This is a genomic window from Haloarcula sp. H-hyl6, assembly GCF_056934455.1.
The window spans coordinates 1,065,641-1,079,593 of sequence record NZ_JBRIIK010000001.1 but is presented as its reverse complement, the minus strand read 5'-3'; the positions used below and the strand labels follow the sequence as shown (position 1 = coordinate 1,079,593).

The 13,953-nt window shown below is 67.9% G+C and carries 15 protein-coding genes; 11 read left to right on the top strand and 4 right to left on the bottom strand.

Features of this window, described 5'->3' with window-relative positions; translation table 11 throughout:
- Positions 1-1,065 (bottom strand): GTP 3',8-cyclase MoaA, encoded by a 1,065-nt coding sequence (moaA, locus tag Hhyl6_RS05685; RefSeq protein WP_483738254.1) that lies wholly within the window; start codon positions 1,063-1,065, stop codon positions 1-3.
- Positions 1,066-1,167: 102 nt separating this feature from the next.
- Here moaA and yqeC point away from each other — a divergent pair, with 102 nt between their 5' ends.
- The 7 genes from yqeC (at position 1,168) to Hhyl6_RS05650 (ending at position 5,519) form a co-directional block, all read left to right on the top strand.
- Entirely contained in the window at positions 1,168-1,887 is a 720-nt protein-coding gene (yqeC, locus tag Hhyl6_RS05680; RefSeq protein WP_483738253.1) for a selenium cofactor biosynthesis protein YqeC, read from the top strand.
- 115 nt (positions 1,888-2,002) lie between these two features.
- Positions 2,003-3,772: an aldehyde ferredoxin oxidoreductase family protein gene (locus Hhyl6_RS05675; RefSeq protein ID WP_483738252.1), complete on the top strand. Its 1,770-nt coding sequence runs from the start codon at positions 2,003-2,005 to the stop codon at positions 3,770-3,772.
- Positions 3,769-4,521, top strand: a complete 753-nt coding sequence (locus tag Hhyl6_RS05670) for a DUF7124 domain-containing protein (protein WP_483738251.1) — start codon at positions 3,769-3,771, stop codon at positions 4,519-4,521. The genes Hhyl6_RS05675 and Hhyl6_RS05670 overlap by 4 nt, the downstream gene beginning before the upstream one ends.
- A 51-nt stretch (positions 4,522-4,572) precedes the next feature.
- A complete protein-coding gene (locus Hhyl6_RS05665) occupies positions 4,573-4,842 on the top strand; it encodes a hypothetical protein (RefSeq protein ID WP_483738250.1) in 270 nt (89 codons plus the stop codon).
- On the top strand, positions 4,839-4,985 hold the full coding sequence (locus tag Hhyl6_RS05660) for a hypothetical protein (protein WP_483738249.1): 147 nt from the start codon (positions 4,839-4,841) through the stop codon (positions 4,983-4,985). The genes Hhyl6_RS05665 and Hhyl6_RS05660 overlap by 4 nt, the downstream gene beginning before the upstream one ends.
- The gene (locus tag Hhyl6_RS05655) at positions 4,982-5,329 is read left to right on the top strand and encodes a hypothetical protein (RefSeq protein WP_483739679.1); all 348 of its coding nucleotides are present in this window, start codon (positions 4,982-4,984) and stop codon (positions 5,327-5,329) included. The genes Hhyl6_RS05660 and Hhyl6_RS05655 overlap by 4 nt, the downstream gene beginning before the upstream one ends.
- A 46-nt stretch (positions 5,330-5,375) precedes the next feature.
- On the top strand, positions 5,376-5,519 hold the full coding sequence (locus Hhyl6_RS05650) for a hypothetical protein (protein WP_483738248.1): 144 nt from the start codon (positions 5,376-5,378) through the stop codon (positions 5,517-5,519).
- On the opposite strand, the gene Hhyl6_RS05645 is transcribed toward Hhyl6_RS05650, so the two are convergent.
- On the bottom strand, positions 5,520-6,740 hold the full coding sequence (locus Hhyl6_RS05645) for a DUF7405 family protein (RefSeq protein WP_483738247.1): 1,221 nt from the start codon (positions 6,738-6,740) through the stop codon (positions 5,520-5,522).
- 122 nt (positions 6,741-6,862) lie between these two features.
- On the opposite strand from Hhyl6_RS05645, the gene Hhyl6_RS05640 reads away from it, so the two are divergent.
- Genes Hhyl6_RS05640 through Hhyl6_RS05630 form a run of 3 tightly spaced genes read left to right on the top strand, consistent with a single transcriptional unit; the run spans position 6,863 to position 7,509 of the window.
- Positions 6,863-7,018, top strand: coding sequence for a hypothetical protein (locus Hhyl6_RS05640; protein WP_483738246.1), 156 nt, complete (start codon positions 6,863-6,865; stop codon positions 7,016-7,018).
- The gene (locus tag Hhyl6_RS05635; protein WP_483738245.1) at positions 7,008-7,283 is read left to right on the top strand and encodes a hypothetical protein; all 276 of its coding nucleotides are present in this window, start codon (positions 7,008-7,010) and stop codon (positions 7,281-7,283) included. The genes Hhyl6_RS05640 and Hhyl6_RS05635 overlap by 11 nt, the downstream gene beginning before the upstream one ends.
- Positions 7,276-7,509, top strand: a complete 234-nt coding sequence (locus tag Hhyl6_RS05630) for a hypothetical protein (protein ID WP_483738244.1) — start codon at positions 7,276-7,278, stop codon at positions 7,507-7,509. The genes Hhyl6_RS05635 and Hhyl6_RS05630 overlap by 8 nt, the downstream gene beginning before the upstream one ends.
- Here the strand turns inward: Hhyl6_RS05630 and Hhyl6_RS05625 are convergent.
- Together Hhyl6_RS05625 and Hhyl6_RS05620 are read right to left on the bottom strand one after the other, a co-directional pair.
- Complete coding sequence (locus tag Hhyl6_RS05625; RefSeq protein WP_483738243.1) at positions 7,506-8,132, bottom strand: TorD/DmsD family molecular chaperone; 627 nt, start codon at positions 8,130-8,132, stop codon at positions 7,506-7,508. The two genes, Hhyl6_RS05630 and Hhyl6_RS05625, sit on opposite strands and share 4 nt — an antisense overlap.
- Entirely contained in the window at positions 8,129-10,270 is a 2,142-nt protein-coding gene (locus Hhyl6_RS05620) for a hydrogenase iron-sulfur subunit (RefSeq protein WP_483738242.1), read from the bottom strand. Before Hhyl6_RS05620 ends, Hhyl6_RS05625 begins: the two co-directional genes overlap by 4 nt.
- 240 nt (positions 10,271-10,510) lie before the next feature.
- Here Hhyl6_RS05620 and Hhyl6_RS05615 point away from each other — a divergent pair, with 240 nt between their 5' ends.
- Positions 10,511-13,939: a formate dehydrogenase subunit alpha gene (locus tag Hhyl6_RS05615; protein ID WP_483738241.1), complete on the top strand. Its 3,429-nt coding sequence runs from the start codon at positions 10,511-10,513 to the stop codon at positions 13,937-13,939.
- Positions 13,940-13,953 lie beyond the last annotated feature (14 nt).

The following is a 13,953-nucleotide window of genomic DNA, read 5'->3' as shown; positions in this document are numbered from 1 at the left end:
TCAGTCTTCGTCGGCGTACTCGTAGGGGGCGCGGTCACCCTCGCTGTCGAGGTACGCCTCGTTGAGTTCCCACCCGCCCTCGCCGTCTTCGAGCATGTACTCGCCGTAGTACGGGACCCGTTCGGCCACCGTCTTCTCGAAGGCCTCGCGCATCGACGCTTTTGTCTCGCCGATGGCGACGAGGTCGTCGTTCCGGTTCAGACACCCCTTGAGGTAGCCGTCGTGGGTGAGCCGGACCCGGTGGCAGTTCGCGCAGAACTCCGCGTTCCCGACCGGGTCGACGATTTCGACCATGCCGAGGCCGCTCCCGTCCGTGGCCGCGAGCGCGGCCCCGGCCTCTTCGACCGTCGCGGCTTCGGTGGCCTCGCTGCTGACGAAGTACCGCTTGCGGTCGTGCATCTCGCGGGTCTCGACGTGGTCGGCCCGGTCTTCGAGCCAGTCGTGGACTCGCTGGATGTCGATGGCCCACTCGGGATGGCCGGCCAATTCCGGCATGTACTCGATGAGTTGCAGTTGGAGGCCGTCGTTCTCGGCGACGTGGTCGACCATACCCGGGACGTACCCGGCGGTGGGTTCGAACACGACCATGTTGAGTTTCACCGGGGCGAGACCGGCGTCCAGCGCCGCTTCGACGCCCTCCAGCACTCGTTCGTACGCGCCGCTCTGGGTCAGTTCGGCGAACGCGTCCTTGTCCAGCGCGTCCTGTGAGACGTTGACCCGTTCGAGGCCGGCGTCGACGAGGCCCTCGGCACGCCCCGGGAGGAACGTCCCGTTGGTCGTCATCGACACCTCCATCTCGTCGGGCGCGCGCCGGACGATTTCTTCCAGGTCGTCCCGAAGCATCGGTTCCCCGCCCGTGAACTTCACGGCCTCGACGTCGTACTCGCGGGCGACTTCGAGGAACTGCACGACGCGGTCCGTCGAGAGTTCGTCGTCCTGCGGGTCCATCGGACCGCGCGTGTCGCCGAGACCCTCGTTGTGGCAGTAGACGCAATCGAAGTTACACCGGTCGGTCAGCGAGACCCGGACCCCCGACACCTCGCGACCGAACTCGTCTTCGAGCATTTGCTTGCAGGGTGTTCACACTCCGCGGATTTAAAGGGTCGTTTTGTAGGGCGAACCTAGCGACGGGAGAAGCGTTTTCCGCGCCGCCGTCCCTCGTACGGTATGGACATCGTCGACGCGCTTGGTGCCCACGAGGGAACGACGTGTTTCGTCGGTGCGGGCGGGAAGAAGACGTCGATGGCGACGCTCGCCGCGCGACTCGACCGCGCTGTCGTCACGGCCACCGTCCGAATCCCCATCTTCGACGACTGGGTCGCCCGGGTCGAGGTGACCGACGACCCCGTGGCGGCCGTCGACGCGACCGACGACTGGCCCTTCGGTGTTGTCCCCGAACGGGAACGCGAGGACCGCTATCTGGGCTACGACCGCGAGACGGTGGCGGCGCTGGCCGACTGCGACGCTCCGGTGCTGGTGAAGGCCGACGGCGCGCGGATGCGCCGGTTCAAGGCCCCCAGCGACTGCGAGCCACAGCTCCCGTCCAGCGCGGACACCGTGGTCCCCATCGCGAGCGCGCACGTGGTCGGCCAGCCGCTTTCGGAGGAGCGCGTCCACCGCGTGGACAGGGTTGCCGACCTGACCGACCTCGCGCCCGGTGACACCATCCGCGCGGCGGACGTGGCGACGGTGCTCGCGAGCGACCGCGGCGGCCGGAAGGACGTGCCCGACGGCGCGACGGTGATTCCGCTCCTGAACATGGTCGACGACGACGAACTGGCGGCCACCGCGCGCGAGATAGCACGCGAGATTCACGACCGGACGGACGTGCCACGGGTGGTCCTCGCGGAGATGCGCGCGCCCGACCCGCTGGTCGAAGTCGTATAGGCGTCGGCTACTCCGGACCGCGAGAGGTCCCAGACGACGCCTCGGCGCCGGGCGAGCGAACCGCCCGCGGGCACCGGAACAACGCTTTTGTCTGCCCGCCGTCGTATGCTATATCATGTCACTCGACGTCCCCGACCGCATCCTCCGGGTCGACCTCTCGGCCCGGTCCGTCGAGAGCGTCTCGGTCCCCGAGGCGTGGCGACGGAGGTACGTCGGGGGGAAGGGACTGGGGGCCCGCTACCTCTACGAGGAACTGCCGGCGGGAGCGGCCCCGCTCGGACCGGACAACGCGCTCCTGTTCATGCTCGGCCCGCTCTCGGGATACCTGCCCGGCGAGTCCCGCTACGCCGCCGTCACGAAGTCGCCGCTGACCGACGGCTTCCTCGACTCCTACGCGGGCGGGGACTTCCCCGACGCCCTCGCGGGGGCGCTGGGGGACAACGTCGGCTTGCTCGTGACGGGGCGCGCGAGCGACCCGGTCCGGGTCGTCGTCGAGGACGGGTCCGCGACGGTCGAACCCGCCCGGACGTGGGGCGAGGACACCGCCGAGACGGCGGCGGCGTTCCCGGACGCGGCGGTGGCCTGCATCGGTCCGGCGGGCGAACAGCGGGTCGCCTACGCCTCTATCGCGTCGGACGGTGGCGACCACCACGCCGGTCGGGGTGGGGCCGGGGCCGTCATGGGGTCGAAGCGGCTGAAGGCCGTCGTCGCGCGCGGCGACCCGCCCGCGGGCTTGGAGGCGCTCCGGGAGGCCTACGCCGAGCGCTACCGCGAGGCGGCGACCGGGCGGTGGCTCCGGTCCAGCGGCACCGTCGAGAGCGTCGACTTCGCCAACGAGGTGGGCGCGCTCTCGACCCGCGGGTGGTCTGACGGGCAGTTCGAGGGGGCCGACGACGTGGGCATCGCCGCCGTCGAGGAACTGGCGGCCGGCCGCGAGTACGACGACGAGGAGGACCCCGGCGGCTTTCGGGTCGAGACGGACGAGGGCGACCACGTTCCACGGGGGGCGTCGGCGATGAGTCTGGGGGCCGGCCTCGGCATCGACGAGTTCGACGCCGTCGCGGCGCTGGGCCAGACCTGCGACCGCCTCGGGATGGACCTCATCAGCGCCGGGAGCGCCGTCGCGTGGGCCATCAAGGCCGCCGACGCCGGACACGTCGACCGGGACCTCGATTTCGGCGACCCGGAGGGTGCTCGAGACCTCCTGCGTGACGTCGCGGCCCGCGAGACGGACCTCGGGGACGCGCTGGCGGGCGGGGTCGACGCGGCGGCCGAGCAGTTCGGCGGCGGCGGCCTGGTCCCGACGGTGAAGGCGATGGAACTGCCGGCCTACGACCCCCGCGGCGCACAGAGCATGGCGCTGGCCTACGCGACGAGCGACCGCGGGGCCTGTCACCGCCGGGCCCGGACCGTCGAGCGCGAGGCGTTCGAGGAGTGGTCGCCCGAGCGAGCGGCGGCGGCCGTCGTCCGCGAACAGGATCAGCGGTCGGTGCTGTGGTGTCTCGTCGTGGACGACTTCGTCGGCGACGTGTTCGACGACCTCGGGGCCGAGTGGGTCGACGCCGTGGGGTTAGACGTCGCCGGCGACCTCCGGACCGTCGGCGAACGGGTGTGGAACCTGACGCGCCTGTTCAACGTCCGCGAGGGGGTCTCCCGGGCCGACGACGAACTGCCCGCGGTGTTGCGGGAACCGCTCGACTCGGGTCCCAACGCGGGGACGGCCGTCGAACCGGAGCGGTTCGAGGCGATGCTGGACGCCTACTACCGCCGCCGAGGGTGGGGCGCGGACGGCCGTCCCGCCCGCGAGACTATCGACCGCCTCGGGTTGACCGAAGCCGTGGACGAAGCGACGCCACTCGCAGACACGCCGCTGACAGAGCCATGACCGACGAAATCGACCTCGACGAACTCGACGTGGAATCGGACGACGAGGACGCCCCGAACCGCGGCGACTGGTTCTGGCGGAGCGACGGCGACCCGGCCGACGAACCGGCGTCCGAGTCGACGGCGGACCCGGACTCGGTCGGGCCGGATGCGGACGGCGGGACCGAGGGGGACGACCGAACGGACGCCGCCGCCTCGGCGGACGCGGGCACCGGCCCGGTCCCGCACGTCCCGCGGGAGAACAAGGACAAACCGGTCGGCATCCCCGTCGAGGGCGGCGGAGCGGGTGGGGGGGCCGCCGCCGACGCGGACCCGGCAGAGAACGTGGCGGCGCACCCGGACGCCGAGGACGAATCGGCCGCGAGCGGCCCGCACGGCGGCGGCGTCGACGACATGACGATGGCGCTGACCTACGAGGCGGCCCGACGGCTCGCGGACCCCCAGTTGGCTATCCGGGACGCGAAGACGTGGACCGACTGGATAGGTATCGTCGGCGACGTCGAGACGTTCGTCATCAGCACGTTCCAGCGCGACCACGGCGTCGACGTGGACTTCTTCAGCGGGTCGGGGCAGTCGCCGGGAGAGCGGTTGGCGGACGTCGACGAACACTCGATGTTCTACGCCGAGCGGATGGTCGTCGTGGGCCTCGACGAGGAGGAAGCGATAGCCGACGAGGCCGACTGGGAGTTCGTGCCGCTCTCGACGGCGGCCGAGAAGGCCGACTGGGACGTGGTCGACGACCCCGAGTGACGGTGTACTTTTTTGGTACCGTATCACATGCTAGTACCTAGAGGCCGACACATGACCCTCAGAACCGCACTCCACCAGTCCAAGATACTCACGTTCGTCGTCATGGGGGCCTTCGTGTGGCTCCTGCTGTCGCTACTGAACGTGATGGGAACGTTCGACTTGACAGCCATCGATACGGGCGACTTCGTGGGACAGACCGCAGTCGGCGGCATCGCCGGCGTCGTCGTGCTGGCAATCTTGCTCGGCGTGCTGGTAGTGCTGTACTCCGAGGTGTCCGAGACGGGTCCGGGTCCGGAGGCGTGGCCACCGTCCGAGCGATGACCTACTACAGTTGCGAGGGCTGTGGCCAGCTAATCGACCTCTCGACGCTGGAGGAACGGCCCCGCCGTGAACACTGCCCGGTGTGCGAAGAGGAGACCCGCTGGACGCCCGAGTTCACCGCCGACGAGGGGGTGTCGTTCTGATGCTCACCTTCGAGGTCAGCGACCGTCTGTACGAGGCCGCGGAGTTGTGGGGCGAAAAGCGGATGCAGGACACCGACGAGGCGCTGGCGACGAAAGTCGAACAGTCGCTGCTGGAGATAGAACACCTCGTCTCGGGGGCCCACGAGGTGACCTTCGAGGTGGACGGCCGGACGGTGCGCTACGACCCCACCGAGGAGTTGGCGGCGTTCCTCGAACGGCAGGCCGACGGACGGGACGTCGGCGAGAGCGACGTCCTGCAGATGCACGTCGACCTGTACGCCAACGCCTTCCTGTCGGAGGCCGAGTCCGAGGACCGCCCGCCGAACGCGCCGCCGCCGGAGTGACCCGCGGAACTGTTAAACCGTTGTACGAACAATGGTGTGATATACCATGGCTCACGAAGACACCGGCTGGCGTCCCAAGGGCGCCACAGAGACGTTCAAGGGGTACGAGGTCTGGGACCACGGCGTGTGGCCGATAGACCTCAACCACGGCGAGGTAGACGGCGAGGTTTCGTTGACCGACGACGAGTAGTCAGGCGTCGGGGAATGACCGCCGGTCACGCGGCGGGACGTAGAAGTTCGCTCGCGAGACGACCTCGATGAACTCGAGGATGCCGTTGTTCCGTTCGTCCTGAATCTCCGGGTGCTCGTCCTGTAACCACCAGCCGTTCATGGCGTCCCGCGTCTCCTCGAAGTGGGACAGTTTCCGCTGGAACGAGAGGAACTGGACCGCGGCCTGCCCGCCGTCCACGCTGTTGAAGTCCCGACGCAGGAGGAGCGGTTCGCCGCCCTTGCGCGCCCGAGCGACCTTCTCCCAGTGGCCGACGCGTCCCGTCTCGCGAGCGTGTTCGGTGACGGCGTCCGCGAAGGGGAGCGGTCCGCCGCCGGCGACGTCTTCTGGGGTGAACTCGCCGGAGAACATCTGGGTGACGCGGTCCGACTCTGGCATCGCCCACCAGTCGTCTAAGGACTCCCGCAGGTGCGAGAGGTGCATCGTCGTCCCGCCGGCGAAGGGACCGTCCGAGATGGTGACCCGTTCCTCGGAGGCTTGGGTCCCCTCTCGTCCGGAGAAAAACCCCGTAAAGTTCGGGACGTCGGTCGGGATGTCGCTCGGGACGCCCTCGGCGTCGGCGTGCTGAGCGGGGAGGCCCTCGCCGAAGAACCCCGTCCGCCGGTCGGCCACGGTGAAGACGTCCCCCAACCGGTCCTCGACGGCGACGCCGCCGAGTTCGGGGCGGGAATCGAACATCGCCGCCTCGGCGGCCGCCAGTTGCGAGGGGACGTCGCTGGCGAGGACGAGGATGGCGTCGTACGAGAGGAGGTCCGGGTCGTCGGTGCGAGAGATGACTTCGGGGTGGCGGATGGGCGAGGCCCGCAACGACCCCATCTGCTCGAAGTACGCCGTTCCCCACCCGAGCGCGTGGAGGAGGCCGTCGCTCCGGAACTCGAAGGCCGCTTCGAGCGTCCGCATCGCCAGTTCGACGGTACGGGCGGCGTCCGTCGTCGGGTCCGTGTCGAGGTCCAGCAGGAACAGGCGGAAGTGCACGGGGAGCAGCGGATTCCCGTCCTCGCCGGTCCTGAGGCGGTCGTTCCACGCGTGCTGCCGGCGTGGGAGTTCGCCGGCGCGCGGGTTCGGCGGCAGGTCCGCCGTGGGCGACTCCGCGCGGCGGGCGAGGAGGCTCGAACAGCCGCTCAACCCCGCCGCTCCGGTGAGGCCGGCGAGACGGTACAGCAGTCCCCGACGGGATGGCATGTCACCACGAGGAAGGGGCCGGCGGGAGAAAAGCCTTGCCTGCGCAACCACTCCGTGCCCGAGTGCTCGTCCGGCCCGTCCACTTCGCAACCGTTTTGACCGTCCTGCTACAGCTAGTGTGTATGGTACTCACACCCATGCACTCCGGGGCCGGGCTCGACCTCCCGTTGTCCACGGGTGCAGGCGCGACAGTCCTCGCCGTCGGGATGGCCGTCCTCGTCGTCATCGGGTACGACATCTACCGACAACACTACGCTGAGGGTGTCCATGGCGACTGAGCAGTCGTCGACGCGGTTCGACGCCGCGACGCTGCTGGGGTACGTTCGGACGACTGTGTACGTCCTCGCGGCCCTGCTCGCTCTGTCGTTGCTCGTGGTCGGCACCGTCGGTCTGTTGGCCGAGATAAAGGGCACGTGGCACTGGGCCATCCACCTCGAATCGACCATCAGTTACGTCGGCCTGTTCGTCAGTCGCTTGCTCGTCGTGCTGGTACCGCTGTTCCTGGTCCTCGTCGTCGGCCGGCGGGTGATTCCCGATGCGTGAGTTGGTTCGAGGCGACCCGTTCGGCGTGATAGCCGCCGCCTCGGTGACCCTGCTCTGTGTCCTCGTCGCCGGCGCGGGCGCCGTCGCCATCCTGGCAGAGACGGTCGGGACGTGGCGCTCGCTCTTTCTCATGGAACAGACGCTGGCGTTGCTCGTCCCGACGGTGAAGGGACTGCTGGTCGTTGCCCTCGCGGCCGGGGTCGGTACCGTCGCCCGGTCGCGCTAGGCAATCTGCCCGACGACGTCGTTCTCGAACTCGACCAACCCCTGACAGACCAGCGCCGCCGCGAGGAACAGGCCGGGGTCGGCCTCATCGCGCATCTCCGCGACGAAGTCGTCTATCCAGACGTTCAGGTGTTCCTCTAGGAAGACCCGCTCGAAACCGACCGTCTCCTCCCGCCCCGCCCGCTGGGCCTCGACGAGGTAGCGGAGGAACGCCATCTCGACGGCCAAGAAGTCGTCTTCCTCGGGGTACTCCTCGGGGGAGTCCCACCCGGCAGCGCCGTAACTGGCCTCCACCGCCGCCAGCCCTTCCCCGATGAACTCGGTGTCGTCCCGGTAGTGCGTCTCGTGGGGCAACACCGGCGGTCGAGGGCCGACCAACAGGTCCGTGTACTTCTGTGAGAGCTCTTTCTGGACCACCGCCGGGTCACGCCCCTCGTGGTCGTCCAGCCACGACCGGAGCATCTCGAACCCCTCGTCCATCGGGTCGTTGACGGAGTCCTCGGGCAGTTCCACGTCGCCGCCGAGCAGTCGCTCGACGAACGCCTCGCTCGGCGTGTCCCAGAACACCTCGATGACGAAGTCTATCAGTTCGAGGCGAGCGTCGTAGACGGCCGTCTCGTTCATTGGTCCACCCCCTGTCCGAACAGCAGGTGACTCCGACAGTCGCCGCAGTACTCGAAGACGCTGTGGTCGGAGTCGGGCGCGAGGCCCGCCACCACGTCGCCGACCTCGTCCTCTATCTTCTCGGCGGAGGCGACGCTGGTGAAGGCCTTGCCACAGCGGACGCACTCCATCATCTCGTCCTCGTGGACGGTCTGCCACGACTCGCCGTCGCGGTTCTCCGGGAGCAGACCGAGGTCTAGGCCCGTCTCCATCGTGATGGCCGTCTCCGGACACCCCTCCTCGCAGAGGCCGCAGTTGACACACCGCTCGTGGTTGAACTGCAACTCGCCCTCGCCGGTCCGCCGGATGGCGTCGGTCGGACAGAGGTTCGTACACGTCGGCGTCAGCGTACAGGCGTCGTTGACGTCCATCAGGCCGAAGTCCTTCAGGCCGCGAATCACCTCCCGGTCGGGGTCGACGTGGTCGAGGATGGTCCGCACGCTTTCGAGGGTCCAGCCGTGACTGTCGAAAGATGGGTTGGACCGCTCGGTCTCCCAGTCGGCGTCGATGCGGCCGGTGGCCTCGTAGTCTCCCGCGGGAACCGGCGTCTCCTCCAGGCCGAACTCGACGAACCCGGAGATGGCCTCGACGAACGCCTCGGGGACCCCTGCCTCGGGCGCGAAGAAACCGACGCGCTTCCCGAGGCCGAGGTCCTGTGTCGCCCGGTTGAGTCGGTCGACGAGGTCCTGTTTCGGGTCCGGGCCGGAGTGGAGACAGGACCCGCCGCATCCGACGACGGCGACGCCGTCGGCCCCCGCCGCCAGCGCGTGCATGACGTGGGCCTCCCCGACGGTGTCGGTGCAGTTGACCTGCACGGGGAGGATGGGCGGGTAGTCGAGGTCGTCGTCGCTGCGGGCGGCGCGGCGGCCGTACGCGCGGAGTCGTTCGGCGGCGTACTCCGAACAGACGAACGCGATAACCTGCGTGTCGATGGCGGGGGACTCGCCGCGCGAGAGGAGGCCGCCTCCGCCCTCGTCGGTCTCCAGCAGCGCCTCCACCTCGCGTGCGATGCGCTCGTTGGACGGTTCCCGGAGCATCGTCGCGCCAGTCGGACACGAACTCGTACACGCCCCGCAGTCCTGACACGCGGCCATGTCGAACTCGACCGAGTCGATGGTCGGTCGGTCCACCGCTCCGTGCGGGCAGGCGTCGACGCAGGCCGTACACCCCTCCTGACTCGATTCGCCGGCCGCACAGACGTCCATCTCTAAATCGAGGAACTGCGGTTTCTCGATGCCGCCCAACTGCGACTCCACGGCGGCGACGGTTCCGGCGTCGACCGGCCCGGTGTAGTACCCCAGTCGGCCGCCGCGGGCGTCTTCGCGGCCGCCGGGGTAGATAATCTGGTCGAACTCGACGGTGCGAGTCACGCCGCCGAGGGCGATGGCGTCGGTCGGACAGCAGTCGGTCCACTCCCCCTCCGGGGCGTCGGGATGGACGTCGACTGGGTACTCGGTCACCATCCCGTCGGGCCCCTCGTGGACGCACTCCATGCAGTCGATGCAGTCCTCTGTCACGCGCGCTTCGAGGGTGAGTTCGAACTCGCCGAACGAGCCGTCGACGTCGACGACGCGCCCGCGTTTGACGGTCACGTCGCCCAGTCCCTCGACGTCGGCGAAGTCCCGCCCGTCGGCGACGAGCGTCACGTCGGCCTCGTCCGACAGCGAGGTAGCGGCGTCGGGGTCACCGACGACGGCGACCCGGTTGCCGGCGTCTTTCGAGACGCGGCGGGTGACGGCCTCCTCGCGGAGGCCGGCCGACTTGGCGTTGATGAGGCGGGCCGTCTTCTCGGTGGCCGCGACCTCGTCGTGGACCCACGAACAGGTCTCCCGGTGGTCCACGAACTGCGTGGCGTCGGGGTGGAGTCCGTGGTCGTCGGCCAGCGAGCGGATTCGGTTCTGGCAGGAAGGTTCGGGCGTTGTCACGACGAGTTGGTCGAGGTCGTACCCGTCGATGACCGTCGACATCGCGTCGCGCCCGCTCTGACAGAGCAATTCGGAACTCGCGACCACATCGACCTCTTCGACCCCCTCGCGGACCGCCTCTAAGTCGATGTCGCACGAGCCACCACACGAACACACGAACGCGCCTGTGTTCATTAGTCGTGTGAAACCGTGGCACATGCATATGGCTTGCGGGTAATTCCCACCCTAAATCGGTGGTAACCGGTGTAACGATGGGCCTATTTTAGGCCAGGCAAAAAATGTCTCCCGAGAGATGTGAAACATACACGATGTTTTATTATATAGCGGTGTCAACATTTGTCAAGGTAGGGTATGACAATGTGTATAGACAAGCGGCTTCACACGGCGGAGGAACCCTAGCGGGGGCACGACACCATGAGTACACAACAGGAACCAGTCTCGCTTGACCTCGACAGACGGTCGTTCATGAAGGCGAGTGCGCTCGCCGGCACCGTGGCGCTCGGCGTCAGCGGTGCGGGACAGGCGCTCCAGAGTTCCGACGGCGAACCGGACGGCGCCGATACGGGCTCGGAGTTGACGAAGACCATCTGTAACTACTGTTCGGTCGGGTGCGGGTTCCACGGAGAACGGGAGGGCGATTCCTTCGTCGGCATGGAACCGTGGGAGGAGCACCCGATAAACGCCGGGTCGCTCTGTTCGAAGGGGGCCGGCATCTACGAGACCGAACACTCCGAGAAGCGCCTGAAACACCCGATGATTCAGGAGGACGGCGAGTGGCGCAAGATAGGGTGGTCGGAGGCGTACGACCGCCTCGCCACCGACATTCAGGCGCTCTGGCCGGACTCGGACGTCTCGCCGAGTGACGCCGTAGACGTAGACGAGGAACACAGCAGAGAGAGCGTGATGTTGCTCGGCAGCGCCCACCACTCCAACGAGGAGTCCTACGCCATCAGGAAACTGGCGGCGTTCATGGGCACGAACAACGTGGACCACCAGGCCCGCATCTGCCACTCGACGACGGTGGCCGGCCTCGCGAACACGTGGGGGTACGGCGCGATGACCAACACGGTCAACGACTACCGGAACTACGAGCTCGACATCATCGTCGGGCAGAACCCCGCCGAGGCCCACCCCATCGCGATGCAACACATCCTCGAAGGCCAGAAGCGGGGCGGGAAGATTCTCGTGTTGGACCCGCGCTTCACCAAGACGGCGGCCCACGCCGACGAGTTCGTCCGGTTCCGCCCGGGCACCGACGTGGCGCTGATGATGGGGGTCATCAAGTACCTCCGCGACGAGCACGGGTTGGCGATGGACCCGGACGCCGACGACACCGGGCAGAACATGCTCACGGACCGGGTGCAGGGCTGGGAGGACGTCGACGCGGAACTGGACCAGTACGACTTGGAGACGGTCTCCGACATCACGTGGGTCGACGTCGAGGACATCCAGCGCATCGGCGACATGATACACGAGGCCCGCCCGCACGTCCAAATCGAGTGGGCGATGGGCGGGACCCAGCACAACAACGGCACCCAGAACATCCGCTCGTACGCGGCGGCCAGTCTCGCCTCCGGGAGTGCGGCCCGGAGCGGCGGCGGCCTGCAGGTCATGCGAGGGCACGCCAACGTGCAGGGGGCGACGGACCTCGCCGTCGCCAGCCACATCCTGCCGGGGTACTACGGGCTGGACCCCGGTGGCTGGTCGTGGTGGGCCGACGTCTGGGACAAGAGCCCCTACACCAGCGGCTCCACCTCCTTCGAGGATATGTACGACCTGTTCGAGTTGATGCCGGAGGACCTCTACGTCCGGCAGAGCGCCGTCGCGGAGGGCAACGAGGACATCGACTCCTCGTTCCCGGCGGACAACTCGATGATGTTCCAGAACGGGCTGACGGTGGCCCGGTGGTTCGAGGCGGCGCTCCCGCAGGACCTGCGCTATCAGGAGACGCCAATCTACCAGCCCGACCAGGTGAAGATTGCGTTCTTCTGGGGGCACTCGGCGAACTCCATCAGCGAGATGGAGCAGATGAAAGCGGGGATGGAGAACCTCGACTTGCTGGTCGTCGTCGACGTGTTCCCGTCGGTGGCGAGCGTCCTCCCGAGTTTCGAGGAGGGGCCGCCGATCCTCCTCCTTCCGGCGTCCAGTCAGTACGAACACCACCGCTCGCTGACCAACACGCACCGGGCGACCCAGTGGTCCGAACCGGTCCGGCCGCCGGCCCACAACTCCAAGCCGGACCTGCAGATAATGCAGGAACTGGCGGGGGCGCTGGGCTTCGGCGAGCACTTCGATTGGGGCGAGGGCGAGGAACTGTACAACGGCAAGGCGACCTACGAGGCCGTCGTCCGGGAGTTCAACCTCGGTACGATGACCATCGGCTACCGGCAGGACCCCGAACGCCTCCAGCAACATCTGGAGTACGACTACGCGTTCTCCAGCGAGGACCTGCAGGGCGCGGAGGGGACGCCGGTCGAGGGCGAGTATTGGATGCTCCCGTGGCCGTGCTGGGGCGAGGGGCATCCGGGCACGCCCATCATCTGGAACGACGACCTGAATCCCAACAACGGGGGACAGGACTTCCGGACCAGATGGGGCGTGCAGGCCCCGACACCCGACGAGTGGGCGCAGATGCCCACCGACGACCCGTACCCCTTCGAGGCGACGCTCGACGCCGTCGGCGACCGCTACGAGAGTCAGGAGGAGGCGCTGGACCTGACCCGGGCACCGTACGACCCCGAGTGGGCTGGCCCGCGTGACTCCGCCGAGGACGGGCTGTTCCACGGCGTACCGGAGTACCCTGGGTGGAAGACGACGTTCCCCGAGAGCCTGCTGGACCCCGGCAAACAGACCCGGGCCGACCAACTCACCATCCCACAGCAACACGCGCTGTCGAAGAACGGGTCGGTGTACACGGCGGCGTTACACCTGAACGACCCGCTGGGGTACGGGAGCGGCCAGAACGAACCGGCCCTCGAAATCGACAACCCCGAGTTCGAGTGGACCGGGACGACCAGCGAGGAGTTCGCCCAGTACGTCCGAGAGACCCAGAACGTCGACGCGGGGTTCTACCAACAGTACGACTTCCGGCAGGTCGACGCGCCGACGGGTCGCGGCCGCGCGAGAGGGGTCGTCTGGAACTTCCTCGACAAGGTACCGGTCCATCGCGAACCCATCGAGAGTCCGCGACCCGACCTCGTCGAGCAGTGGCCCGCGAACGGTCAACAGCGGAACTTCTACCGCCTCGACCAGAACAACGCGAAAGAACAGCAGCAGGCGATGGACATCATCCACAACCAGAGCGACGGGCCGGACCTGGACACCATCATGACCACCGGCCGGCAGGTCGAACATCAGGGCGGTGGCTCGGAGACGCGGTCGAACATCCACACGGCCGACCTCCAACCCCACATGTACGCCGAGATAACGCCGAACATGGCCGAGGAGATGGGCGTCGACGGCGGCGACCTCGTCGTCGTCTCCTCGACGGACCGCGGGTCGGTGCTGGTGAAGGCCCGGGTCACCGACCGGCCCAACGACAGCGAGGTGTTCCTCCCGTTCCACTGGGCTGGCGTCTTCCAGGGCAACAGTCTGGAGGACAAGTACCCCGAGGGGACCGTCCCCTACGCCATCGGTGACTCGGTGAACTCCATCACCTCGCGGGGGTACGACGTGGAGACCCAGATGCAGGAGACGAAGGTGTCGATGGTCGCGGTCAGACCGGCAACCCAGAGTCTGCTGGAGGAACTGAACATGGACACGGACATCGAGTTCCCGCAGGACCGCGAGGGTATCGGGACGCAGAAAGACTTCGACGTCCGCGACAACTCGACGGTGCAATGAGGTGATATGATATG